A 24553-nucleotide genomic window follows, 5' to 3' on the forward strand; every position below is an offset into this window, starting at 1 on the left:
ATGGAGGGGTTCGATGACAAAAATTATTAAATTAGACGATGCATTATCTAATAAAATAGCGGCAGGGGAAGTCGTCGAACGTCCTGCTTCTATTGTCAAAGAATTAATAGAAAATTCGTTAGATGCAAATAGTACTCATATTTTAATTGAAATTGAAGAAGGTGGATTATCATCGATTCGTATCGTCGATAATGGAGATGGAATAGCGGGAGACGATGTTGAAACGGCCTTTTATCGTCATGCAACGAGTAAAATCCGAACAGACCGGGATCTTTTTCAGATTGCGACACTTGGGTTTCGTGGAGAGGCATTACCGAGTATTGCATCAGTTGCTCATGTCAGCTTAAAAACAAGTACAGGAGATGGTCCTGGTACGGAGCTTGAAATTGAAGGTGGCAGAATTATAAATAAAAAAACAGCAACTGCGAGAAAAGGAACAGAAATTATTGTTACAAATTTGTTTTTTAATACACCAGCACGGTTAAAATATTTAAAAACCGTTCATACAGAAGCCGGGAATATAAGCGATATCATTAATAGACTAGCTATGGCGCATCCACATGTTTCCTTTGAATTTTATCATCAAGATAAAGAAGTTTTACGGTCAGCAGGGAATGGTGATATCCGTCAAGTAATGGCTTCGATTTACGGGAGAGCAGTGGCAAAAAAGACCGTTCCTATTTCAGGACAATCGCTTGATTATGAGATTAGTGGTTTTGTTGCAATGCCAGAGCTAACTAGAGCATCAAGGCAATATATGTCAATTTTTGTAAATGGAAGATACATTCGCAACTATGCGCTAGCAAGAGCGATTCAAGAGGGGTATCATACTCTCCTTCCTATAGGGAGATTTCCATTAGTAGTACTTGCGATTAATATGGATCCAAAACTCATTGATGTTAATGTGCATCCTGCTAAGCTCGAAGTCAGGTTAAGCAAGGAAGAAGAACTTGGCCATCTAATTACGAAGTCTATTAAGGAAGTCTTTGAAAAACAAAGCTTAATTCCGGCGGCGGATCCAAAGAAACGAACGGAATTTCAAAGTTATAAAAGTGAGCAAGTGTCGTTTGATTTCGAACAAGTGTATGGAAAGGCAGAACCAACAGCTCAGCCCTCTTTAAAAGAAAATGTGTTGGTGAGTAAAGAGGCAGACAAGTCACTTCCTATGTGGACAAAACCAAATACGATAACTGTAAAAGAAGCTACCATATCGCCTGAACAAAAACAAGAATTTGAAGAAGAAGTTATGAACCCAGAAGTAGAAGAAAGTTCAAAGCGACCACAGCAGACCCTTGAACGTATTCCGGCTCTTTATCCTGTTGGACAAATGCATGGGACGTATATTATCGCTCAAAATGAGACAGGAATGTATTTAATTGATCAACATGCAGCGCAAGAACGAATTAAGTACGAATATTTTCGTGATAAAGTAGCCGAAGTCGATCCGCGTTTGCAGGAATTATTAATCCCAATAACGTTCGAATTCACTGCACAAGAGATGTCGATCATTAATGAGCATCTAGAAGATCTAAATGCTGTTGGTGTATTTCTTGAGCTTTTTGGAACACAAGCATATGTCGTCAGGGCTCATCCGACTTGGTTACCAAAAGGTCATGAGGAAGAAACCATTCGTGAAATGATTGAATATTTATTAGAGCATCGTCGTGTCAATTTAGCGAAATTACGTGAGGAAGCGGCTATTTTAATGTCCTGTAAAGCTGCAATAAAAGCGAATCGGCATCTTCGCCAAGACGAAATGTTTGCCTTGCTAGAATCCCTAAGAAAAAGTAGTGACCCTTTTACTTGCCCACACGGACGACCCATTCTAGTTCACTTCTCAACGTACGCACTAGAAAAAATGTTTAAACGAGTGATGTGATAGATAGTTCGAAAAGGTCGAACTTTACCTTTTTGAACTATCTATCAGCAATGAGCGGAGCCGCTGCAGGGTTTTAAGCTTTCTCCGAGTGGGCTTCTCGGAGAAGCGCGCAGCGAGAGGAGCCATTGCAAACACTAAGGATAATAAGCTGTCGAAATAGTTCGAAAAGGTCGAACTTTACCTTTTTGAACTATCTATCAGCAATGAGCGGAGCATATTAAGCCAATTTGCTCCTTTTGGAACACGGACGATAGGTGAAAATTTTGGAGGAGCCAAAGAACATGATTGTGACAACAGCTAGAAAAAGAGCAGATGCCTTATCTGAAAAGGCGAAGTCATGGAGCTCACAACTGAACAGCCGTTTTATAGTCCGAAGCGATACTTCTGTTCAAGATCTAATTAATACCTACGCGGAAGACGTTCTTGTCGTAGGCAAAGCGAGAGAAACTCTTTATCCAAAAGAGGGAAGTGAGCCGTTTTTTTATCACCCAAACTCTGCTATGTTTAGGGTAAAACAATTTTTAAGAACAGGTTATGATCCTCTTGTCGAAACAGCTGGTTTAAGGAAAGGGATGTCCTTTCTTGATTGTACATTAGGACTTGCATCAGATAGTCTTGTCGCGCAATTAGCTGTTGGGAAGTCTGGGCTTGTGACAGGAGTAGAGGCTAATCAAACGTTAGCTTATATGGTTCAGAGCGGTCTTCAAAGTTGGCAAGAAGGAGGAACGGAAATGTTAGATGCGATGAAACGAATTAGCGTCGTTCATGACCATCACTTATCCTATTTAGCCTCTCTCCCTAATCAGTCATACGATGTAGTGTATTTTGATCCGATGTTTGAACAACATCTTTCAGACTCCACCGGAATTAGGGGATTGAAGCAATTTGCTTGTCATGATGATCTTAACGAGAAGGTAATCTCTCATGCATTACGAGTAGCTAAAACTCGGGTAGTTTTAAAAGATCATTATCAAACTGCTCGATTCCAACGTTTTGGCTTTAATGTGATTAAACGTCAACACTCAGCTTTTCATTATGCTTATATACAAATTTAAAAACTCAACTAATGTTTGAATTTATGAAAATAGGGAGAAGATGATGAAAGAAAAGCTAATAGTCATTGTAGGCCCAACAGCTGTTGGGAAAACGGCTTTAGGTGTCAAACTTGCAAAAGCCTATAAAGGTGAGGTTATCAGTGGTGATTCGATGCAAGTGTATAAAGGGATGGATATAGGCACAGCTAAAGTTACAACAGCTGAACAAGATGGAGTTCCACATTATCTGATTGATATCAAAACTCCTAAAGATCCCTTTTCAGTTGCAGAATTTCAAGAAAGATGTATTCCTTTGATCACAGAAATTAATCAAAAAGGAAAGATTCCTTTACTAGTAGGAGGAACTGGACTGTATGTTAATGCGATCACAAAAAAATATGGGTTTGAGTCTATGCCTACAGATGAAAAGTATAGACAAGAACTTGAGCACCATGTGAAAGAAGTGGGTACAACAGAATTACATAAGATGTTAAAAAAAGTAGATGAAAAAGCGGCAGAGTTCATTCATCCGAATAATGTTCGGCGTGTCATTCGAGCGCTTGAGGTAACGAAAGCGACGGGAATTCCATTTTCCGAGCAACAGACTGAAGAGAATACCGAGTCACCGTATGAAGTTGTCATGATTGGACTGACTATGGAGCGCTCAAAGCTGTATGAGCGAATTAATCACCGAGTAGACATGATGATGGAACAAGGCTTACTAGAAGAGGCGAAATGTCTATACGATAGTGGAATAAGAAATTGTCAATCTGTACAAGCAATTGGTTATAAGGAACTTTTTGATTATTTCGATGGTCATAGTTCATTAAAAGAAGCGGTCGAAACACTGAAGAAAAACTCAAGACGATATGCCAAAAGACAATTAACTTGGTTTCGAAATAAGACGGAAACAACATGGTTCGACGCTTCCGACGGATTAGACAAACAAACTTTTAACGAAATTCGTTTATTTATTGAAGGAAAACTCCCTTTTATATCGAAATAAAGAGAGAGTCAATTAGAGGAGGACACCCCGATGAAACAACCTATTAATATTCAAGATCAATTTTTAAATCAATTACGTAAAGATAACATCTCAGTGACCGTCTTTTTAACAAATGGTTTTCAAATTCGCGGTCTAATTAAAGGATTTGATAACTTTACGGTAGTTTTAGAAACAGAAGGAAAGCAACAACTTGTTTACAAGCATGCGATTTCAACATTTGCCCCACAACGTAATATTCAATTAAAAACCGAAGAAGCAGAATAAGAAAAACTCCAAAGGTTTGTATAAACCTTTGGAGTTTTTCTTATTTATTTGGCGCAGAACTTATCGCTAGTAAACCTGTTAATTGATTCCTTCTAGGGTTACGCTAAGTAGAAAATCGGTTGATATTGTAATGGCCGAATAATAAATCCACTAATAGATCTTTTGGAAATCAATCTTATAAGAATCACCTTAAGTAAACTGGTGAATGACAGTGAAACTCCAAAGATTGCTACGATGGGAATCAGCCATCAATGCTCCGTTCCAAACGTAAAAGCTTTATTTTTGATAGGAATGAATAAGGCTTTTTACGCCCCGTTCGCTAAAAGAAGTTTCATTTGATCTTCTTTCATAGACTTTACGGTATCAATATAGCGTTTCAGTGATAGGGGTGTTGTGTAGCCAATACGCTGTACCAGTTCATCAGAAGGTATATCCTTTAAAAGTGTTGAAAGAATAAATGTATTTCTAAGTGTTTGAGCGCTAATACCTTTTCGTAACTGGGCACGTTTCACTTCCATTCGTAACATTTTCTGTATAGCAATCATAGACATTCTTTTTGGCTGGTCATCGTCATAAGACCAGTGGAATGTTTTCCGTTTAAAATCAAAGGCGATAATAAAAGGGTCGTTACTGTAAAACCGTGGACGAACAGGTTCTGGGATCTTTTTAAAATAAGAATAAGCGAGTTGTTTATCTTCTTCATTCAGTTTAATCATTCGTACTAGGTTTGCTGACTGAATTTTGATTTGGTTACGTTCGAACTTAATGTCATTCATGGAAAGGTGATGTACTTCATGCAAGGTAAGTCCGTATTGTAAGAATAAACGAATGATAAATGTATTTCTCTCCCTGTAGAATGGAAATGTCTCTATCTGTTGATCAGATAATCCATTTGTTGAAGTAAGAGTTTTAAATAGCTGTTGTTTTTCCTTTAACGTGAGCCATTCTGATTCTTGTAATAAGCTATAAGTCATCTCTGGGGGATCTATTTCTTCAATTGGCTTGAGTTCACTTTGACCAAGTGATTTCTGGTAGCGAGCTAGTTGCTTTAAAACACTATGAATGCGCCTTATCGTCCGTACATGGTAATTCCTTTTTTCTATTAATTCTGTAAAGAAAAGTTCTAATTCCTCTCTAGTTATGGATATCCAGTTGATTTCCTTTGTTGTAGCCCGTTTTTTATGCAGCCAATAGGAGAAATCGTTTATATCGTACATATAACGTTTTATCGTGGAACTTTTTCTACCTTTGCGTGTAAGCTGGTCAATGTATTCTTGGATAAATGACGGAAACATATACTCCATTACACACACCCCTCCCTATAATGATTATTTAGCTATTTCTTTCTCATTTTCCTGCTAAATGAATAAAACCAGCCTAAAATAGCGAGGTTTGTCTTCTTTTAGGAACCCTAATTGTCTATAAAAGGCTAGAAAGCTGACTAGTTTGTATTTTTTTAGTCAATATCCGTTCTTTCATTTGTTATTGTTGACTTTGTGTTTGGATGATTGGATTAGAAGCTCAAAAATTGGCATCCTTCCATTTTTAACTGCGTAAGATGGTACATATAAAGAAGAAAAAATATTGGTGCTTTGAAAGATGGGTGTTTGTCACAGTTCGCCCATTTTTGCGTATAGTGGTATAAGGAAATAAAACCTAGGTATTAGATGCAACAGCAAAGGGGTGTACATCATGAGTAACCCGGTTAATTCAAAAAAAAGAGGGAGAATTAACGTTGTACTGAATCATAAAACAGAGGACAGAATAAGCCAGAAAGATTCGCTGTTTTCTACAGAACAGGAAAAGGAAGAACATGATATTTTAACGAGGTTTGAAAAGAAACTCGAGGAATACGTAGGCCTTGAAGAAGTAAAGCGGCTTGTAAATGAAATATATGCTTGGCTCTACATTAATCAACGTCGAGAAGAAATGGGCTTAAAGGCAAGTAAGCAAGTTCTTCATATGATCTTTAAAGGCAATCCTGGTACAGGAAAAACAACAGTAGCTAGAATCATAGCAAGTTTCCTCCATGAAATGGGCATCTTGGCCAAAGGGCAATTTATGGAAGTGGAACGTGCAGATTTAGTTGGTGAATATATTGGTCATACTGCTCAAAAAACGAGAGAGGTTCTAAAAAAAGCGAGTGGGGGAGTTTTGTTTATTGATGAAGCTTATTCGCTAGCAAGAGGAGGAGAGAAGGACTTCGGGAAAGAAGCTATTGATACGTTAGTGAAAGCGATGGAAGATCATCAGCATGATTTTGTGTTAATATTAGCTGGCTATTCAAATGAAATGGAGTATTTCTTATCGCTTAATCCAGGACTGCCATCTCGTTTCCCAATTGCCATCGATTTCCCCAATTACACAACTGAGCAACTAATGGAAATGGTCCGGCGAATGTTGAGAGAACGTGAATATGAGTTAACGAGAGATGGCGAGTTTCATATTAAAGAGCATATAAGAAAAATTAGACAAGAACAGGAAAGAACATTTAGCAATGGGCGCTATATTCGAAATATCATTGAAGAAGCGATTAGGATGCAAGCTGTACGATTACTAAGAGAGAATCGTTTCGATAAAGAGTCGCTTTTAATGATGAAACGTGAGGATTTTAATTTTAGTTCTTCACATGTGAAATTAAATTAAACTAAAATCGAAAAAGCGGGTTAGCCTTCCAAGAGCCTTTAAATTAACATATTGATAGCACATCTACTATCTTTGATATAGATGTGCTTATTGGTTTTAATAAAAAATAAGAAAGAATTTATTTAGTTCAGAATTTGCATAATAAACAATCGTATAAAAAGGTTATTCTCTATATAATAGTTATATCGCACAAATCATCTTTTCTTTTTTTTTCCTGTTCATGGTATGATGCGTATGTATGATCACAAAGGGTAAATAGTAAAGTAAGAACGTAAACAAAGGATGTGGCAAATACGTGCAAGAAATAAATCATAGAGAGACAGAAAACGTTGTCCTAGTAGGATGTCAATTGGATAATGATGATCTCGCTTTTGAACGTTCGATGGATGAGTTAAAAAGTCTTGTTGAAACGGCAAAAGGAACCGTTGTAGGAACGCTTACACAAAAGCGACAAAAGGTTGAACCATCTACATACATAGGTAAAGGAAAAGTAGAAGAACTTCAGAACTTAATTGATGAAAAAAACGTAGACACCATTGTGTTTAATGATGAATTATCACCAAGTCAAATCCGTAACGTTCATACAAGAACAAAAATAACGGTTGTAGATCGAACTCAACTGATTCTAGATATTTTTGCTCAGCGGGCTAGATCAAGAGAAGGAAAATTACAAGTAGAACTTGCCCAACTTTCCTATCTGTTGCCCCGTCTTGCAGGACAAGGCTTAGCTCTTTCCCGTCAAGGTGGTGGAATTGGTTCAAAAGGTCCAGGGGAAACCCAACTCGAAACTGACCGCCGTCATATACGTAGAAGAACGGATGAGATCAAGCATCAGCTTGAAGCAGTAGTCGGCCATCGTCAACGTTACCGTGAGCGGCGAAAGCAGAATGAAGCGTTCCAAGTGGCGATTGTTGGGTATACGAATGCAGGGAAATCAACGATCTTAAACCGATTAGCCGAGGTCGAAACACTTGAAGAAAATCAATTGTTTGCCACACTGGATCCGACAACTAGAGAATTTAACCTACCTAGTGGCATGAAAGTGTTACTATCTGATACGGTAGGATTCATTCAAGATTTACCAACAACACTTGTTGCAGCGTTCAGATCAACGCTTGAAGAGTTACAAGAAGCGAATATGCTTCTACACGTAGTCGATAGCTCAAACCCTGATTATGTTCAGCACGAAAAAACAGTCAAGCAGCTCATAAGAGAATTAGATTCAGAGCAGATCCCACAATTAATCGTGTACAATAAAAGTGAACAGAAAGATCCTGACTTCTTTCCAACACATGAGGAAGACTCCATTGAAATTAGTGCCTTTGATCAGGAAGATTTAGAAAGCTTAAAACATGCAATTGAAGAAAAGTTAATGGAGCAAATGAAGGAATATCATGTTCTTTTAAAAGCAGATGAAGGAAGCCTGCTTTCAAAATGTCGTGAAACAACGCTGATCAAAAAACAAGATTGGATTGAAGAAACCGAACATTATGAAGTTCGTGGTTTTGTCTTACCTGATACTGCTTTAGGCCATGAATTAACGATCCGATCGATTGTAGAACGAAAGTAGAGGGAAATGAATGCTGAAGTTGAATCACGAAAAAGAACTAAATGAACTAACTAAAGAAGTAGAGCAACAAATAAGAGAACATCATCAGGAAATAGAGGAAATTGCATTAGTAAATCAAGCAAAAGTAATGGCTGCCTTTCGAAACCATCAGGTGGCTGATTTTCACTTTACGCCTTCAACAGGTTATGGGTATGACGATGTTGGTCGTGATACACTTGAATCCATCTATGCAGAGGTGTTCGGAGGAGAGTCGGCCCTTGTTCGTCCCCAAATCATTTCAGGAACCCATGCTATCGCAACAGCTCTCTTCGGGGTATTAAGACCAGGCGATGAGTTATTGTATATCACAGGAAAGCCCTATGACACATTAGAAGAGATTGTCGGTATCCGCGGGAATGGAAATGGTTCTTTAAAGGAGTTCCATATCGGGTATGAAGCAGTTTCTTTACTGGGGTCAGGTTGGATTGATGAAGACGCCATTCGAAGTAAAATAAATGAAAACACAAAAATGATAGGGATTCAGCGATCTAAAGGTTACGGTGACCGTCCATCTTACACGATTGGACAAATTGAAGAAATGATTTCATTTGTCAGGTCCATTAAAGAGGATGTAGTTGTGTTTGTCGATAACTGCTACGGAGAATTTGTGGAAACGCGAGAACCGTGTGATGTTGGAGCTGATTTAATGGCTGGTTCTTTAATCAAAAATCCGGGCGGAGGAATTGTTAAAACAGGCGGCTATCTTGTCGGAAGAAAAGAGTTGGTGGAACTGTCTTCTTACCGGCTTGCAGCTCCTGGAATTGGTGCTGAAGGGGGAGCTAGTCTCTATAGTCTACTAGAAATGTACCAAGGCTTTTTCTTAGCTCCACATGTCGTTTCTCAGGCGTTAAAGGGAGCTGTGTTTACGGCTGCAATACTAGAGAAAATAGGGATGAATACTTCACCTAAAGCGGAAGAAAGACGAACTGATCTGATTCAATCTGTGCATTTTCCAACAGCTGAAAAAATGATTGCTTTCTGTCAATCCATTCAAACAGCTTCACCAGTCAATGCCCATGTTTCTCCACAACCAAGTCAGATGCCTGGGTATGAAGATCCTGTTATCATGGCTGCTGGAACGTTTATACAAGGAGCAAGTATTGAATTAACAGCAGATGGTCCGATTCGTCCACCGTATGTTGCTTATGTTCAAGGTGGCCTTACTTATGAGCATGTGAAAATAGCTGTTCTTCAATCAATCGATTCAATATATGATCGTAAATAAGATTTTGACAGTGGCAAAAAATGAGTTTTTTCTTACCAAATTAAACAGAATGTCAGGTAATTTGACAGCGGTTGACATGAGTGATTGCTTCGAGTAACATGGTAATAGTACGTTATCTGAATGCTTTCAAAGCAAGGTGTTCAATACATAAACACAATTACTAGGTTAATGATTAATGACATGAGTAACAGGCAAAATGGTGAATTAAAATTAAACATTTTGAAAGGGGTATACATAAACATGGCAAAGTATAGTAGAGAAGATATTCTGAGTATTGCAAAAGAAGAAAACGTTCGTTTCATTCGACTTCAGTTTTCTGATTTATTAGGAACGATTAAGAATGTGGAAATTCCAGTTGATCAATTAACTAAAGCATTAGATAACAAAATGATGTTTGATGGATCTTCAATTGAAGGGTTTGTTCGTATTGAAGAGTCAGATATGTACCTATATCCAGATTTGGATACTTGGGTGATCTTCACATGGACACCAGAAAAAGGAAGAGTTGCACGTTTGATTTGTGATGTTTATCTACCAGGTAAGCCTGGTGAAGAGCCAACTCCATTTGCAGGTGATCCTCGTGGCATTCTTAAAAGAGTTCTTAAAGATGCTGAGAAACTTGGTTATACAGCTTTCAATATTGGACCAGAGCCTGAATTCTTCTTATTTAAGAATGATGAAAACGGCGAGCCGACATTAGAGTTAAATGATAAGGGCGGATACTTTGATTTAGCGCCAACAGATTTAGGTGAAAACTGCCGACGTGATATTGTTTTAGAGCTTGAAGACATGGGCTTTGATATCGAAGCATCTCACCATGAAGTGGCACCTGGTCAACATGAGATTGACTTTAAATATGCTGATGCGATTACCGCTTGTGATAACATTCAAACGTTTAAGCTTGTTGTTAAAACAATTGCTCGTAAACATGGTCTACATGCAACATTTATGCCGAAGCCACTCTTTGGTGTAAACGGTTCAGGTATGCATTGTAATATGTCTTTATTCACAAAAGAAGGAAATGCTTTCTTTGATGAAGGGACTGAATCACAATTAAGTGAAACAGCGATGCAATTCTTAGCAGGTATCTTAAAACATGCTGAAGCATTCACAGCGATTACTAACCCAATTGTGAACTCATACAAGCGTCTTGTACCTGGTTATGAAGCACCAGTATACGTAGCTTGGTCTATGCGTAACCGTAGCCCACTTATCCGTATTCCTTCATCAAGAGGAGTAAGTACGCGTGTTGAAGTTCGTAGTCCAGACCCAGCGGCTAACCCATACTTAGCTATGGCAGTAATGCTTGCGGCAGGTCTAGATGGAATTAAGAAGAAATTAACTCCTCCTGCTGCAACAGATCGTAACATTTATGTGATGAGCAAAGAAGAGCGTATTGAAGAAGGTATCGATGATCTTCCTGCAACATTAAAAGAAGCTATCGACAGACTAGTCCAAGACGATGTAATGATCAAAGCTCTTGGAGAGCATGCAGTTGAAAACTTCGTTGAAGCAAAAGAAATTGAGTGGGACATGTTTAGAACACAAGTACATCCGTGGGAACGTGACCAATACATGCAGAATTATTAAGACTTTAGAACCCTTGACACTACTGGTGTTGAGGGTTTTCCCTGTGTGCCTTATATGTCTCGAGAATGGCACTGGATTTACTATAGGAGATTCGGGTATTGTCAGATTTGAACTTCATCCGTCTCTAGCCTTACCGCTTTTCTCCCATAAACAAGTTAGCTATAGGTTATAGTAGTCAACTCGGACGAAGGACTGAACAATAAGAATCTTGGAACTAACGGATGTGAGAAACATGCATCGATCACATAAAAGATCAATTTAGACAAGTGGAGGGTTATTGAATGTCAGGGCTTAAAGAACGTAAGCCAATTATAAATAATGACCATAGAAATTGGGGTTAAAAGTAACCAGCTATTAGTTGTGAGAAATGGTCAAGTTACCTCCGTAGAGCCACCGCCCAGTGGTTTTGATAATAAGTTGCTGTTTGGATTGGTAGTATAGTTAATCGAGTCAAGAATACCAAGATCAAGAAGTTGTAGTTAATTAATAGAAACTTATCGAAAACTACAGGATAATGACATAGTTGTTGTACTAACATTTACCATTAATGATTTTGATTACGGTAACGCATCCTAATAAACGAAGTCTCAAAAAAAGGATGGATATCAATGAAGGATAAGGAAAAAACAGAAAAATTTGAAGCAACAGTTGCAACTGGAATTGATGACGATGAGGAATTAAGTAGAAATGCTACAAAGGAAGATTTTGAAAGAGGAGATTATACAAAAGTGATAACTCTTTCTTGGGATGAAGATCCGCAAGACTGAATAGAGTGCAATGTGGCCTTAATTTTAATATCGCTTAAGAATTTGTTAGGTTCAAAAGAAACAGGAGTCAGCACTTAGTGTTGGCTCTATTTTATTTTAAGTGGAGGAATGGAGCAGTTTATTCGCGGTGTAGAGTTTTAGATTTAGCTATAGCTATGTTGCTGAACATTATCACACGTATAGTGAAACATGGAAAAACATTAAATTAGAAATAGATCAGTAGATATGGGATATGTTCTAAAAAAGGAGTATCGGTATGTAATTGCTGTTACTGCTCAACAACTACGAGAAAATCAGTCGTGAAAATATCGTTCCCCACCCTCCACCAACGTAAAGATGCCTAATGATTAGAGCTCAAATTCTGCATTAGTATTCATATAATACAGGGCGGTACAGGATTAGAGACATTCATTTGAATGATAATGTAAACAAAGCGACAAATCGAATCAGAACGTACTGCACAGCGAGATCATAAAGCAGATTAAAGTTACATAGAGGGAAGAAGAACGCTAACTTCGCGATTCTAGTGATTTTGCAAAAATCGCTTAGGGAAATGCAAGTAAAATGGAAGTGTCACTAGGACGTTTTTCGCTGATAGTACAAGACCTAATTGGGATTTTGTTCTCATTAAATGAAAACCTTGTAATTTTGTCGGAATTGTATTATATTTTTAAAAGGGAGTGAGAAAACTGAAAAACGTCAAGAGTGCAAAACTTTATAAAAGTTTTTTCGAAGGTAAATTACAAAGAAAACTAACTATAAAAGAGTTAAAATATATTAAATGGCTGGTGGAACTAGAAGAAAAAGAAAAATTAACATGGGGTACACGCTAATTTATGAGAATAAGTTATTAAATTACAGAGTCCGTTGTTAGCTTGTCATGAAGGCCTCTTGCATCCAATTCTTCTTTTAAAATTGAGATGAAATCTATACATAAATCATTTTGAACTGCTTCGTAATATGCTTCTAGCATATCTTGATCGTCTAAGTTTTTGAACATAGTATAAAAACCTCTTTCTAAAGTACATATGAACTTTTTAAAACACAAAATTAATTGTAACTTATCTAGCTAACGTAATAAAGCGAAATTAGAGAAAAAACCAGATAAATTGTGTTACAAATAGGTTACATACATTCGTGTCGGTTTTAAAATGGATTTGAGAAAAAAGTCTTTGCAATAATAAAGATACTAATATAATTTCTCCTTATTGTAGTTATGTTTGTTTCTGCTTAAAATACATAGGCTGATTCAGGTTTTATCAGGGTATTCTGTAAGAAATATTACATAATACTCCTTTTCTTAAGGCTTGTTATTTTCATGATAACACTTCTTAAAAAAAATCATCTCTTTAAGGTGGTCTCATGCAAGTTAATGAGCTTCCAAAGGTAGTTTAATCTGAAGAATGTACCTTCGGGTTGTGGGTTTAACACGACTTATTATTGAAACTATATCTGTAACTTATGTAAACATCCGTCATGTTTATTTAACTCAGTCATAGACTAGCTCTAAGAAAAGAGAACAAAACCAGAGTAGTTGAGATGAGGCCACTGAAAAAGTCCCTTTTAGCATACTCGGGGAAGCAGCAATGGCTCCACACGTTGCGCGCCTGCTATGAGAAACCCACTCATAGCAGGCTTAAAACAAAGCAACGGTTCCGCTCATTGCTTAAAGTGAAAAAGGTGAAAATCGTACCTCTTTCAGTACCCTCATTGAGATTGGGAGGCATAGAAATGAATAAAGATAGAGCTTCGATTTCACGTTTTGCTTTTTTAATTGTAGCGGTTTTAAATGCAGTCTTAAACTTGCTAGGTTATCAGACTATTTCGGAACAATTTGTTAACGATGTTGTAGCGATTCTATCAGGAGTCTATTTTATTTGGACAGGGTGGAAAAATAATTACCTTAGTAAAAAAGGGTTGCAACAAAAAGAGGTTTTAAAGAAGCATAAATTAACCTAAAAGGCAAAAGGGATGACCAAAAAGCATTGAAAACAATGAAGCGATGTTAGCAAGTTAAATGTTCGCTTTTTGAATTTTGAGCTTTAAAGTCACCCTCTAACATGGTAATGATGTTTTTCGTGGAGTGATAAGTGCTAACCATGTTGTCTATAGGATAGCCAAAAAATTCAAAAAGTATGATTAGTATTGCAATCAATCAATTTATTGAATTTATAAATCTTGTCGCATATACGTTTTTCATTAATAATGAAGAAGAGGTGATTGAACTGAGTAAGAAAACGTTGCTATTAATAATCTATCTTTTATCATTTATGTTTTTCCTGCGGAGTGTATTTAGAATTCTTATTTATGAAGGTTCGGGCGGGTATGGTATGGTCATTGTCAGTGCACTAGTTATGACTTTCGTGCTTCGAATTTATCTTAAAGAACGAAGAAAAGAAAAAGAAAAGCTTACCATTGCATCTAAGTAGTCGATGCAGTCGCAAGCTTTTTATTTTAATGAATAGTACGAAATACACCAATTACTTTTCCAAGAACGGTAACTTCTTTTAAAAGGATTGGATCCATTGTCGAATTTTCAGGCTGTAAGCGAATATAATCTTTCTCCCGGAAAAAACGTTTTACTGTAGCTTCATTCTCTTCTGTCATAGCAACAATAATATCTCCATTATTTGCCGTTTGTTGTTGACGGACAATGACCATATCCCCATCAAATATTCCAGCTTCAATCATGCTGTCACCTTGGATGACCAGCACATAGGCTTTGTCGTCCGAAACAAGGTGTTCTGGTAGAGGTAGATAATCCTCAATATTTTCTATAGCTGTAATGGGTAAACCGGCTGTTACTTTACCAAGAACAGGTACATATGTAGTTTTTCTATCTGGATTTGCAACTAAATCACTCTCCAAATTCAACACTTCAATTGCTCTCGGTTTAGTAGGGTCTCTTCTAATATATCCTTTTTTCTCTAAACGTGAAAGATGTCCATGAACCGTAGAACTAGATGCTAGTCCAACTGCCTCTCCTATTTCGCGCACAGAAGGTGGATACCCTTTCTTTTTCACTTCGATTTTAATGAAATCTAGTATTTCAATTTGTCGCTTTGATAGCTTTGACACCTATACCACCTCACTTACTTTCCTAATTACCTAAATAGTACCATGCGAACATACGTAACGCAAACGTTAGTTCTAAAAAAAATGTTGACACAAACGAATGTTCGGTTTAAAGTAAATACGAACAAGTATTCTATAGAGGTGATTAATATGATGAAACGTCTTTCAAGTCAAGAAATTTTTATTATTTTATCTGCAGTTTTTGTATTGCTGTTCATGTATGCAACGATCATTCTTTCTGCTCCTATAAATGAATTAACTGAAATGACAGAACAAGCAGATCAACTTAATGTAATAGAGGTAAATAAAACGGTTAACAGTTCTTTTGTCTATCTAAGTCCTTCTACTGAGGATGATAATGAATAGAGCTGTTATTTATTGTCGTGTAAGTACGGACAAGAAAAACCAAGAGACATCTTTGGAAAGACAGGCTGTTGAGTTAGTAGCACTAGCAAATACATTAGAATTAAAAATTGTAGACATTATAAGAGAAAAAGCTAGTGGGTTTGAAGTTGATCGAGAGGGAATTCTTAATGTGTTAAGTGAAATTAGTCAAGGTGGGGTCGATATTCTTCTCGTCCAAGATGATACTCGTTTAGGGAGAGGACATGCCAAAACAGCCTTATTACATCAGATAAGAAAAGCTGGTGTTAGAATCTTAACGATACATGATAATGGTGAACTTACATTGTCTGAAGCTGATGAGATGGTGCTAGATATTGTATCCATTGTAGAAGAGTTTCAGCGTAAAATACATAATAGTAAAATCAAAAGAGGGATGAAAGAAGCTATTAAAAATGGATATCGTCCCGAGAGAAATTTAAAAGTAGGTGGTGGAGCAGGACGAACTAAAATAGAAGTTCCCATTGATGAAATTGTTCGATTGCGAAAAATGGAATTAACATTTCACGACATAGCCGCTACACTTAGAGGGTTCGGATATGATATTTCTAAGGCTACAGTCAATAGACGCTATTTAGAATATTGCAGACGAAATGAAAGTTCGTCATAGTTGAAAACGTCCATGCAATGTTGTAGAGTATGATGGGTGAACGTTTGACGAAGGTAGGTGCTGTATGTTATCAAAAGAAAAGTTAAATCGAATAAATGAATTATCAAAACGCGCGAAAACAATAGGATTAACTAAACAAGAGGAAAAGGAACAACAATTGCTACGGAAAGAGTATCTTCAAACTTTTCGTAATTCTTTTAAAAACCAACTTCATAGTGTTACGGTCGTTGATGAGAATGGAAATGATGTAACTCCTGATGCTTTAAAGGAAAGTAAAAAAAGTCAAAATAAACGTATGCACTAAAGCCTCTTACTGTTTTAAAGAGGTTTTTTTTTGCGGAAAATAGTTTTTGCATGCTTGTAGAAAATAAGGATAAAGTATATGATGTAAAGCATAGAAAAAGTATTTTTGGAAGGTAGGGAATATAGTATGGCTAAGGAAGTAGAACAACTTGCAGTGAATACGATTCGTACACTATCAATAGATAGTATTGAAAAAGCAAATTCAGGACACCCGGGATTACCTATGGGAGCCGCACCAATGGCCCTTAGCCTCTGGACTAAATTTATGAATCATAACCCATCAAACCCAGAGTGGGCTAATCGTGACCGTTTTGTTTTATCGGCAGGTCATGGATCAATGCTGTTATATAGTTTATTGCATTTAAGCGGGTATAATTTATCAGTAGAAGAGTTACAACAATTCCGTCAATGGGGTAGCAAGACACCAGGTCATCCTGAGTTTGGACATACACCTGGCGTTGAAGCAACGACAGGACCACTTGGACAGGGTGTTGCAATGGCGGTTGGTATGGCAATGGCAGAGCGTCATCTTGCTGCAACATATAATAAAAAGGACTTTAATATAGTTGATCATTTTACATACTCAATTTGTGGTGATGGCGATTTAATGGAAGGGGTTTCTGCTGAAGCAGCTTCTTTAGCTGGCCATCTTAAATTAGGACGTCTCGTCGTTTTATATGATTCAAACGATATTTCGTTAGATGGAGATTTGCATATCTCTTTTTCTGAGAGTGTAGAGGAGCGTTATAAGGCTTATGGTTGGCAGGTTATTCGTGTCGAAGATGGTACTGATTTAGATGAAATCAGTAGTGCGCTTGAAGAAGCAAAGAAAGATGATCGACCAACATTAATTGAAATAAAGACAGTCATTGGTTATGGTTCTCCTAACAAGTCTGGAAAGTCAGCTTCTCACGGAGCTCCACTTGGAAAAGACGAAGTTGTCTTAACGAAATCGGCTTACAAGTGGGAACATGAAGAAGAATTCCATGTTCCGTCAGAAGTAAGAGAGTTTTTCAACGCTATTAAAGCAGAAGGTGAGAAAAAGGAACAAGAATGGAATCAACTTTTTGCTACGTATAAAGAAGCTTATCCAGAATTAGCGTCCCAATTTGAACGAGCAATGAGTGGAGAATTACCTGAAGGATGGGATCACTCAGCACCTGTATATGAACCAGGCTCAAGTGTTGCGACTCGTTCATCTTCTGGTGAAGTGTTAAATGTTTTTGCAAATACACTACCAGAGCTTTTCGGAGGTTCGGCCGATCTTGCAGGTTCAAATAAGACTTATATGAAAGATCTAGGAGACTTCTCAAGAGATCATTATGAAGGTCGTAATATCTGGTTTGGTGTTCGTGAGTTTGCCATGGGAGCGGCTATTAACGGTATGGCTCTTCATGGTGGTTTAAAAGTATTTGGGGCAACATTCTTTGTTTTTTCTGATTACCTACGTCCTGCTATTCGCTTAGCAGCTCTGATGAAATTACCGGTGATCTATGTGTTCACACATGATAGTATTGCTGTTGGTGAAGATGGTCCAACACACGAACCAGTAGAGCAACTACCCGCATTACGTGCGATGCCAGGTTTATCGGTTATTCGTCCTGGGGACAGTAATGAAACAGCTGCTGCTTGGAAGGTAGCTCTTGAAAGTCAAGATACACCAACTGCCCTTGTATTAACTCGTCAAAATTTAAAAACGTTAGATCAAACGAAAGAGCTTGCCTATGAAGGCGTGAAAAAAGGTGCTTACATTGCCTCTAAATCAAATGGAGAGACGGATGCATTGCTTCTAGCTTCTGGATCTGAGGTACCTCTTGCTGTAGAAGCTCAATCTGCACTTGAAAAGGAAGGTATTTATGCAGATGTAGTTAGTATGCCGAGCTGGGATCGCTTTGAACAACAACCGAAAGCGTATAAAGACGAAGTAATTTCACCCAATATCAAAGCACGTCTTGGTATCGAAATGGCTTCTTCGCTTGGCTGGTCAAAGTATGTAGGAGATCACGGTGATGTATTAGCAATTGATCAGTTTGGAGCATCTGCACCTGGAGAAAAGATCATGGAAGAGTATGGATTCACTGTCGATAATGTTGTTGAAAAAATAAAAATTCTGCTTAAAAAATAATAATTAAAAGAACTGACTCTCTTTATTGATGAGAGTCAGTTTTTTTCGTTTAGGACTGTTATCTTTATTATGTTTGATTCTTTGTTTTGCAATTTTTGCAAAGGTTAAATGCTTTGTTTCTATTCATTCGACAAAACTAGTGGGATTCTTCTCCGATTTAAGACAATCATTTTACTAGACTTTTCGTATAATTAGGGAAAATAAAAGTACGAGAGGGTGTCCATGATGAGACATTACGAGTTGTATATTGTTGAAGAAGATGTTGCTCGTCAATACTACGGACAGGAATCCAAGTTATTTTATTTATTTCTTGAACACGAAAAGGCAAGAGGGTCGCAGAAGGAAATTTTACGAAAACAAATTGAATATATATCTAAGCCGATCCCGTCCCTATTAATACAACAAAAGTTTAAACAAGACCTTATGAAAATCGATGGATATAGAAAGAAGAAAAATACTCATGTAATAGAGATTGCTGAACGAGATTCTAAAGCAGAGCTTGTCATTGGGGCGGATGCACTATATTTAACAGCAGAAGGTACATTTGAAGTAGAGACGTTGTTTTTTGAAATTTTGAGAAAATGTGAACCTGCATTTTTTGCTTTTTCAATAGAAGAGCATCGTTACGGTTGGTTAAAACCATTGAAACAGGAGGATTTCCTTCGAACGAACCCTGTTTAACTTAGGTTTAGGATGATATTTTTCTGAAGTGCTTTTAAATCCCTTGTCATTAAGATATAATAGATAAGGTTGATTCGGGTATTAACCCGACAGGTTTAGATAGCACGAAGGAGGACGTTGGACTTATGTGGATTCATATTATTGGGTATACACTAGCTGTTGCAGCTGGCATTGCAATTGGCTTCTTTATAGCACGTAAGACGATGATGTCTTATTTGAAAAAGAACCCACCATTTAATGAACAGATGCTTCGCGTCATGATGATGCAAATGGGGCAAAACCCATCACAGAAGAAAATCAATCAAATGATGAAAGCTATGCAGAAACAACAATCTAAATAGTTTGAATGGACAAGCACCTCTTATTTGAGGTGTTTTTCTGCTTTAAAATAAAGGATGTTTATAAGGGGATTATAATGTGACGGTTCAAGTGAAGCAAATTACAATAGAAGAATTACGCTATGAGGAAGACTTGTATATTGATGTACGTTCACCAGGTGAATTTGCTGAGTATCGTCTACCAAATGCGATTAATATTCCTTTGTTCACAGACGAGGAAAGAGCAAAAATCGGAGCAACGTACAAGCAAAAAAGTCGTGATGAAGCAATTGAATTGGGTTTATCGATATATGCTCCGAAACTCGAAGCTTTTTTCAAGAGACTAAAGGGATTACAAGGAGAAATGCCGAATAGACGTATGGTTGTCTATTGTTGGCGAGGTGGAATGCGTAGTAAAACGGTAGCTGGTACCGTTGGGTTACTTGGGGTGAAGTGTTACCAACTAGAAGGTGGAGTTCGAGCATTTAGAAAGGTAGTGCAAGAAAGTTTAGAACGAGAAGCAATCAAAAAGAAAGACTACCTTGTTGTAGCTGGTCATACCGGTTCTCGAAAAACAGAGATTCTTCAGATTTTACAAGAACGAGGTTACCCAGTTGTTGATTTAGAAGAGTTAGCGGGTCATAGAGGGTCAGTGTTTGGACATATTGGTGTGAGTCCAAACAGTCAAAAACAATTCGAGTATTTATTAGTAAAGCGACTAGAGGAGATTGGGAATTCTCCGTATTTAATTATTGAAGGTGAAAGCAAACGACTTGGGCGTGTTGTGATCCCTGATTTTATATTAAAAGGGAAAGAGAATGGAGAGAGAATTGAACTGACTTATCCTTTTTGGTCTAGGGTTGAACACATTTATCAAACGTATCAACCGCAAATTTATAAAGAAAAAATACAAGAAGCAATCGGAAAAATTAGTAAGTATCTAACTCATGATCTTAGAAATGAAATAATAGTTCTTCAAGAGCAAGGTAAATATAAACAGATATTTGCAAAGCTTTTGGAAGAGTATTACGACCCAAGGTATGCGTATACGTTTGATGCTTATAAATCAAGTGCATCTCAAATAGAATTTGAAGAGTTAGACGAAGGTGTTGAAAAATTAATTTCTTATATTGAGGAGTTTTGTTTGAAGATAGGAAACTAATAGATATTACTGTCTTAAGAAGGGTGTTTTATATAGCGTGAAAGTATTTAAAGATCTTTGGTGGTATTTCAAACAAGAAAAATTGGCTTATGGGATAGGAATCATTATTTTAGCGTTTGTTTCGTTGTTTACTCTTGTTCCTCCGTTAGTTGTCGGGGTTATTGTTGACCACATCGTTGAAGAAACATTAACAGGAAATCTTCTTCTGTTGTGGATTGGCGTTTTACTTGTCATTGGTTTACTGACGTATGGACTTAGATATGTTTGGCGAATCCTGATATTTGGAGCTTCCATTCGTTTAGCTCGTTTGCTCAGGAATCAGTTGTATGAACATTTTACGAATATGTCTCATCGCTTCTACCAACGTCACCGGACAGGCGATCTTATGGCGCATGCCACCAATGATATCCGTGCCGTACAAATGACGGCAGGACAAGGGGTTTTAACATTAGTTGATTCTCTTACAATGGGAGGATTTGTTATTATAACGATGGCTGCTACAATTAGTTGGCAGCTTACTTTAATTTGTTTAATTCCAATGCCATTTATGGCGTATCTGACTAGCTATTATGGAACGCTTTTACATGCTCGTTTTCATCATGCACAATCTGCCTTTTCAGAGTTGAATGATAACGTTCAAGAAAGTGTGACAGGAGTGAGAGTGGCGAAAACGTTCGGCCAAGAAGAAGATGAAGTAAAACGATTTAAAGCCAAGTCTAAGGAGGTTGTTAATAAAAACGTGGCAGTTGCGAAGATAGATGCCTTGTTTGATCCGACAATCTCTTTAATTGTTGGAATGTCTTATTTCTTAGCCGTTGTTTTCGGAGCCAGATTCTTTATTGCTGGTGATTTAACTTTAGGACAATTAACCAGCTTTACTCTTTATTTAGGCTTGCTTATCTGGCCTATGCTTGCGTTTGGTTGGTTATTTAATATTGTTGAGAGAGGACGTGCTTCCTACGACCGTATATCTTCCTTGCTTTCGGTAAAACAAGATATCACAGATAATAAAGCAGCGAGTGATCAGCCGGTAACAGGTGATCTTCAAGTAACCATTAATCAATTTTCTTACCCTGGTAGTGAAGAGCATGCGCTTTTAAACATTGATTTTACTTTGGAAGAAGGGAGAACCCTTGGTATTGTTGGGAAGACAGGAAGTGGAAAATCAACATTAATACGTTTGTTGCAACGAGAATATGACATAGAGGACGGTATGATTTCTATTGGAGACCTGAAATTAAATCAGTATCGTCTTGATGATTTGAAGGCTACTTTTGGGAATGTACCTCAAGACCATTTTCTCTTTTCAGCGACTATTGCTGATAATGTTGCGTTCGCAAAGCCAGCAGCAACGATAAGTGAAATTACCCAGAGTTGTAAGTTGGCGAGTATTCATGAAGATATTCTTTCATTTAAGGATGGATATGAGACTCTAGTTGGTGAGCGCGGTGTTACATTATCAGGCGGACAAAAACAAAGAATATCGATTGCGAGGGCTATTCTACCTGAACCGAATGTGCTAATACTTGATGACTCGCTCTCAGCCGTAGATGCTAAAACAGAAGAGCAAATTCTAAAATCTCTTCGAAGAAACAGAACAGGTAAAACAACAATCATTACAGCCCATCGCTTAAGTGCAATTAAGCATGCAGATTTGATCCTTGTTTTAGATAAGGGAAAAGTCATACAACGCGGAACTCATGTAGAATTAATGAAAGAGAATGGCTGGTATCGGAAAATGTATGAGCGTCAGCAACTTGAAGAGCTTGTTGAAAAAGGAGGACAGCAAGATGAAACATAAGGATCAAATTTTAACAAGCAAGGAGCAACAAATGATATTATGGCGACTACTCGGTTATGCGAAGAACCATAAAAAGTCGCTTGCCTTTGCTTTTATCTTGCTATTATTTGCAACAGCTGCTGAGCTTTTTGGTCCTATACTAGTTAAGATCTTTATAGATGATTATTTAACTCCAAGAGAATTTCCATTTGAACCATTGCTTTGGTTAGGGATTCTTTATGCTGTGTTGCATATTTCGTCAGTTTTTATTAATTACTTCCAGGCATTTATGTTTCAGTCGATCTCATTAAAAATTGTCCAAGAATTGCGTGTCGATGTTTTTTCTAATGTTGAGCGACAAGGGTTGAAATTTTTCGATAAAACTCCGGCGGGTGCTCTTATCTCGAGAATCACAAATGATACAGAATCAATTAAAGAATTTTACTTAACCGTACTTGCTAACTTTGTCCAGAATATTTTATTTCTGCTTGGAATTTTTATTGCGATGTTTTACTTAAATCCAATACTTGCTCTTTTTTGTATAGTACTACTACCGATTATTTTTGGTTTGATGCAGCTTTATCGCCGGATAAGCTCGCGTTTATATGCGGATATGAGTGAGAAGTTAAGCTTATTAAATGCCAAAATGAATGAAACGATACAAGGGATGGCCATTGTTCAGATGTTTCGTCAAGAGCGTAGGCTTAGGAAAGAGTTTAGTGATGTGAATGAGCAGCACTTTCAAGCTGGTATGAAAACCATGAAGCTAGATGGTCTCTTGCTTAGACCAGCAGTTGACTTAATTTCCATCTTGGCCCTTATTTTGGTTTTAAGCTTTTTTGGAGTGACATCCTTTATAAGTCCTGTTGAAATAGGGGTGTTATACGCTTTTGTTAACTATTTAGATCGCTTTTTTGAACCTGTTAATCAAATGATGATGCGGTTGTCTTTATTTCAACAAGCGATTGTCTCTGGTGGGCGAGTGTTTAAGCTAATGGATCATAAAGAATTTGCTCCTGTTCAAGCAGGTTTAATATCTCCTTCGATTAAGAATGGTGATATTGAATTCAAAAATGTTTCATTCTCATATGACGGAGAATCAGATGTCTTAAAAAATATTTCCTTTACCGTTAAAAAGGGTGAAACGGTTGCTTTAGTTGGCCATACAGGGAGTGGAAAAAGTTCAATTATAAATGTCTTAATGAGATTTTATCCATTAGAACGAGGAGAAATATTTATTGATGGCCAACCACTAACCGAATACGCTAATACTGAGCTAAGGGAAAATATAGGTCTCGTCCTACAAGATCCATTCCTTTATACAGGAACAATAACGAGTAACATCAGATTGTATCGGGGCCAATTGACTGACAGCCAGATTAAAGAAGCAGCCGAATTTGTGAGAGCAAATGAATTTATTGAAAGATTACCTGGAGGATATGTGGCAGAAGTGACGGAGCGGGGTTCTACATTATCTAGTGGACAAAGACAACTGTTATCGTTTGCTAGGACAATGGCAACCAATCCGAAAATTCTTATCTTAGATGAAGCAACAGCAAATGTCGATACAGAAACAGAAGAGGCCATTCAAGATGCACTAAAACGGATGCAAAAAGGACGTACGACGATTGCAGTCGCTCACAGACTATCAACCATTAAAGAGGCTAATCAAATTATTGTCCTTCACAAGGGAGAAATTGTCGAACGAGGCAATCATCAAGAGCTACTTAAGCAAAATGGACTCTATCACAAGATGTATTTGTTACAAAAAGGATCAGAACTTGAATCTACCAAATAAAAAAAGAGAGCTATCTTCTATTTTTCAAGGTAGTTCTCTTATCCATTAATTGATTTAATAATACATCTAGTTTATAGACTAACGACTTAGACCACATCGGAAGAATGCTTTTTGACAAAGCTCATTTTTCATTCCGTTTATTTTCTATGGTGGTAAGTATCGCTCGATCCTAGAGAATCCTCCTTCTCCAAACTGGAATAGTTATACAATTTATCTTACTTAAGGAAATGCGAGAGTGGACTCTGCTTGAAAATGGTTCATTTGCGTTTAATTTATTGAA

At 37.4% G+C, this 24553-nt stretch carries 24 protein-coding genes; 21 read left to right on the plus strand and 3 right to left on the minus strand.

Annotated features, from left to right (window positions below; translation table 11 throughout):
- Positions 1–13 precede the first annotated feature (13 nt).
- The 4 genes from mutL to hfq all read left to right on the plus strand — a co-directional run bounded on the left by mutL (position 14) and on the right by hfq (position 4183).
- Complete coding sequence (mutL, locus tag LDX58_RS05750; protein WP_227935889.1) at positions 14–1879, plus strand: DNA mismatch repair endonuclease MutL; 1866 nt, start codon at positions 14–16, stop codon at positions 1877–1879.
- Between the two features lie 281 nt (positions 1880–2160).
- Positions 2161–2934: a class I SAM-dependent methyltransferase gene (locus LDX58_RS05755; protein ID WP_227935890.1), complete on the plus strand. Its 774-nt coding sequence runs from the start codon at positions 2161–2163 to the stop codon at positions 2932–2934.
- 43 nt (positions 2935–2977) lie between these two features.
- Positions 2978–3919: a tRNA (adenosine(37)-N6)-dimethylallyltransferase MiaA gene (miaA, locus tag LDX58_RS05760; protein ID WP_289623462.1), complete on the plus strand. Its 942-nt coding sequence runs from the start codon at positions 2978–2980 to the stop codon at positions 3917–3919.
- A 30-nt stretch (positions 3920–3949) separates the two neighbouring features.
- Positions 3950–4183, plus strand: a complete 234-nt coding sequence (hfq, locus tag LDX58_RS05765; protein WP_227935892.1) for an RNA chaperone Hfq — start codon at positions 3950–3952, stop codon at positions 4181–4183.
- A gap of 305 nt (positions 4184–4488) precedes the next feature.
- Here the strand turns inward: hfq and LDX58_RS05770 are convergent, their stop codons facing one another.
- A complete protein-coding gene (locus LDX58_RS05770; RefSeq protein WP_227935893.1) occupies positions 4489–5487 on the minus strand; it encodes a tyrosine-type recombinase/integrase in 999 nt (332 codons plus the stop codon).
- A 388-nt stretch (positions 5488–5875) separates the two neighbouring features.
- Here LDX58_RS05770 and spoVK point away from each other — a divergent pair, with 388 nt between their 5' ends.
- The 6 genes from spoVK to LDX58_RS05800 all read left to right on the plus strand — a co-directional run bounded on the left by spoVK (position 5876) and on the right by LDX58_RS05800 (position 12020).
- Positions 5876–6829 carry a stage V sporulation protein K gene (gene spoVK / locus LDX58_RS05775; RefSeq protein ID WP_227935894.1) on the plus strand — a complete coding sequence of 318 codons (954 nt, stop codon included), beginning with the start codon at positions 5876–5878 and terminating at the stop codon, positions 6827–6829.
- Positions 6830–7124: 295 nt separating this feature from the next.
- On the plus strand, positions 7125–8399 hold the full coding sequence (hflX, locus tag LDX58_RS05780; RefSeq protein ID WP_227935895.1) for a GTPase HflX: 1275 nt from the start codon (positions 7125–7127) through the stop codon (positions 8397–8399).
- Between the two features lie 10 nt (positions 8400–8409).
- Positions 8410–9663 carry a methionine gamma-lyase family protein gene (locus LDX58_RS05785; RefSeq protein WP_227935896.1) on the plus strand — a complete coding sequence of 418 codons (1254 nt, stop codon included), beginning with the start codon at positions 8410–8412 and terminating at the stop codon, positions 9661–9663.
- 240 nt (positions 9664–9903) lie between these two features.
- Positions 9904–11253 (plus strand): type I glutamate--ammonia ligase, encoded by a 1350-nt coding sequence (gene glnA / locus LDX58_RS05790; RefSeq protein ID WP_227935897.1) that lies wholly within the window; start codon positions 9904–9906, stop codon positions 11251–11253.
- 318 nt (positions 11254–11571) lie between these two features.
- The gene (locus tag LDX58_RS05795; protein WP_227935898.1) at positions 11572–11694 is read left to right on the plus strand and encodes a DUF3954 domain-containing protein; all 123 of its coding nucleotides are present in this window, start codon (positions 11572–11574) and stop codon (positions 11692–11694) included.
- A gap of 167 nt (positions 11695–11861) precedes the next feature.
- A complete protein-coding gene (locus LDX58_RS05800; protein ID WP_227935899.1) occupies positions 11862–12020 on the plus strand; it encodes a hypothetical protein in 159 nt (52 codons plus the stop codon).
- An 850-nt stretch (positions 12021–12870) separates the two neighbouring features.
- Here LDX58_RS05800 and sda read toward each other — a convergent pair.
- Positions 12871–13020: a sporulation histidine kinase inhibitor Sda gene (gene sda, locus LDX58_RS05805; protein ID WP_227935900.1), complete on the minus strand. Its 150-nt coding sequence runs from the start codon at positions 13018–13020 to the stop codon at positions 12871–12873.
- Positions 13021–13751: 731 nt separating this feature from the next.
- On the opposite strand from sda, the gene LDX58_RS05810 reads away from it, so the two are divergent.
- Positions 13752–13979: a phage holin gene (locus tag LDX58_RS05810; RefSeq protein WP_227935901.1), complete on the plus strand. Its 228-nt coding sequence runs from the start codon at positions 13752–13754 to the stop codon at positions 13977–13979.
- A gap of 176 nt (positions 13980–14155) precedes the next feature.
- Positions 14156–14449: a hypothetical protein gene (locus LDX58_RS05815; RefSeq protein WP_227935902.1), complete on the plus strand. Its 294-nt coding sequence runs from the start codon at positions 14156–14158 to the stop codon at positions 14447–14449.
- 25 nt (positions 14450–14474) lie between these two features.
- Here the strand turns inward: LDX58_RS05815 and lexA are convergent, their stop codons facing one another.
- Positions 14475–15098: a transcriptional repressor LexA gene (lexA, locus tag LDX58_RS05820; RefSeq protein WP_227935903.1), complete on the minus strand. Its 624-nt coding sequence runs from the start codon at positions 15096–15098 to the stop codon at positions 14475–14477.
- 150 nt (positions 15099–15248) lie between these two features.
- On the opposite strand from lexA, the gene LDX58_RS05825 reads away from it, so the two are divergent.
- From LDX58_RS05825 to LDX58_RS05865, 9 genes are all read left to right on the plus strand, one after another.
- Positions 15249–15461 (plus strand): hypothetical protein, encoded by a 213-nt coding sequence (locus tag LDX58_RS05825; protein WP_227935904.1) that lies wholly within the window; start codon positions 15249–15251, stop codon positions 15459–15461.
- On the plus strand, positions 15454–16107 hold the full coding sequence (locus LDX58_RS05830; protein WP_227935905.1) for a YneB family resolvase-like protein: 654 nt from the start codon (positions 15454–15456) through the stop codon (positions 16105–16107). Before LDX58_RS05825 ends, LDX58_RS05830 begins: the two co-directional genes overlap by 8 nt.
- A gap of 64 nt (positions 16108–16171) precedes the next feature.
- The gene (locus LDX58_RS05835; RefSeq protein WP_227935906.1) at positions 16172–16411 is read left to right on the plus strand and encodes a DUF896 domain-containing protein; all 240 of its coding nucleotides are present in this window, start codon (positions 16172–16174) and stop codon (positions 16409–16411) included.
- A gap of 126 nt (positions 16412–16537) precedes the next feature.
- Positions 16538–18535, plus strand: a complete 1998-nt coding sequence (gene tkt / locus LDX58_RS05840; protein ID WP_227935907.1) for a transketolase — start codon at positions 16538–16540, stop codon at positions 18533–18535.
- Between the two features lie 222 nt (positions 18536–18757).
- On the plus strand, positions 18758–19216 hold the full coding sequence (gene sirA / locus LDX58_RS05845) for a sporulation inhibitor of replication protein SirA (protein ID WP_227935908.1): 459 nt from the start codon (positions 18758–18760) through the stop codon (positions 19214–19216).
- Between the two features lie 125 nt (positions 19217–19341).
- Positions 19342–19557, plus strand: coding sequence for a YneF family protein (locus LDX58_RS05850; RefSeq protein WP_227935909.1), 216 nt, complete (start codon positions 19342–19344; stop codon positions 19555–19557).
- A gap of 76 nt (positions 19558–19633) precedes the next feature.
- Positions 19634–20695 carry a tRNA 2-selenouridine(34) synthase MnmH gene (gene mnmH, locus LDX58_RS05855; protein ID WP_227935910.1) on the plus strand — a complete coding sequence of 354 codons (1062 nt, stop codon included), beginning with the start codon at positions 19634–19636 and terminating at the stop codon, positions 20693–20695.
- Between the two features lie 37 nt (positions 20696–20732).
- Complete coding sequence (locus LDX58_RS05860) at positions 20733–22496, plus strand: ABC transporter transmembrane domain-containing protein (RefSeq protein ID WP_227935911.1); 1764 nt, start codon at positions 20733–20735, stop codon at positions 22494–22496.
- A complete protein-coding gene (locus LDX58_RS05865; RefSeq protein ID WP_227935912.1) occupies positions 22486–24273 on the plus strand; it encodes an ABC transporter ATP-binding protein in 1788 nt (595 codons plus the stop codon). Before LDX58_RS05860 ends, LDX58_RS05865 begins: the two co-directional genes overlap by 11 nt.
- The last annotated feature ends 280 nt before the right edge of the window (positions 24274–24553 follow it).

It is taken from the genome of Alkalihalobacillus deserti (genome assembly GCF_020734105.1).
Lineage (GTDB): Bacteria > Bacillota > Bacilli > Bacillales > Bacillaceae_D > Halalkalibacter > Halalkalibacter deserti.

Bases quoted from the DNA above. Each gene is read 5' to 3' on its own strand.
- mutL (WP_227935889.1), top strand. From the start codon at position 14: ATGACAAAAATTATTAAATTAGACGATGCATTATCTAATAAAATAGCG.
- LDX58_RS05755 (WP_227935890.1), top strand. From the start codon at position 2,161: ATGATTGTGACAACAGCTAGAAAAAGAGCAGATGCCTTATCTGAAAAG.
- miaA (WP_289623462.1), top strand. From the start codon at position 2,978: ATGAAAGAAAAGCTAATAGTCATTGTAGGCCCAACAGCTGTTGGGAAA.
- hfq (WP_227935892.1), top strand. From the start codon at position 3,950: ATGAAACAACCTATTAATATTCAAGATCAATTTTTAAATCAATTACGT.
- LDX58_RS05770 (WP_227935893.1), bottom strand. From the start codon at position 5,487: ATGGAGTATATGTTTCCGTCATTTATCCAAGAATACATTGACCAGCTT.
- spoVK (WP_227935894.1), top strand. From the start codon at position 5,876: ATGAGTAACCCGGTTAATTCAAAAAAAAGAGGGAGAATTAACGTTGTA.
- LDX58_RS05785 (WP_227935896.1), top strand. From the start codon at position 8,410: ATGCTGAAGTTGAATCACGAAAAAGAACTAAATGAACTAACTAAAGAA.
- glnA (WP_227935897.1), top strand. From the start codon at position 9,904: ATGGCAAAGTATAGTAGAGAAGATATTCTGAGTATTGCAAAAGAAGAA.
- LDX58_RS05795 (WP_227935898.1), top strand. From the start codon at position 11,572: ATGACCATAGAAATTGGGGTTAAAAGTAACCAGCTATTAGTTGTGAGA.
- LDX58_RS05800 (WP_227935899.1), top strand. From the start codon at position 11,862: ATGAAGGATAAGGAAAAAACAGAAAAATTTGAAGCAACAGTTGCAACT.
- sda (WP_227935900.1), bottom strand. From the start codon at position 13,020: ATGTTCAAAAACTTAGACGATCAAGATATGCTAGAAGCATATTACGAA.
- LDX58_RS05810 (WP_227935901.1), top strand. From the start codon at position 13,752: ATGAATAAAGATAGAGCTTCGATTTCACGTTTTGCTTTTTTAATTGTA.
- LDX58_RS05815 (WP_227935902.1), top strand. From the start codon at position 14,156: ATGATTAGTATTGCAATCAATCAATTTATTGAATTTATAAATCTTGTC.
- LDX58_RS05825 (WP_227935904.1), top strand. From the start codon at position 15,249: ATGAAACGTCTTTCAAGTCAAGAAATTTTTATTATTTTATCTGCAGTT.
- LDX58_RS05830 (WP_227935905.1), top strand. From the start codon at position 15,454: ATGAATAGAGCTGTTATTTATTGTCGTGTAAGTACGGACAAGAAAAAC.
- LDX58_RS05835 (WP_227935906.1), top strand. From the start codon at position 16,172: ATGTTATCAAAAGAAAAGTTAAATCGAATAAATGAATTATCAAAACGC.
- tkt (WP_227935907.1), top strand. From the start codon at position 16,538: ATGGCTAAGGAAGTAGAACAACTTGCAGTGAATACGATTCGTACACTA.
- sirA (WP_227935908.1), top strand. From the start codon at position 18,758: ATGATGAGACATTACGAGTTGTATATTGTTGAAGAAGATGTTGCTCGT.
- LDX58_RS05850 (WP_227935909.1), top strand. From the start codon at position 19,342: ATGTGGATTCATATTATTGGGTATACACTAGCTGTTGCAGCTGGCATT.
- LDX58_RS05865 (WP_227935912.1), top strand. From the start codon at position 22,486: ATGAAACATAAGGATCAAATTTTAACAAGCAAGGAGCAACAAATGATA.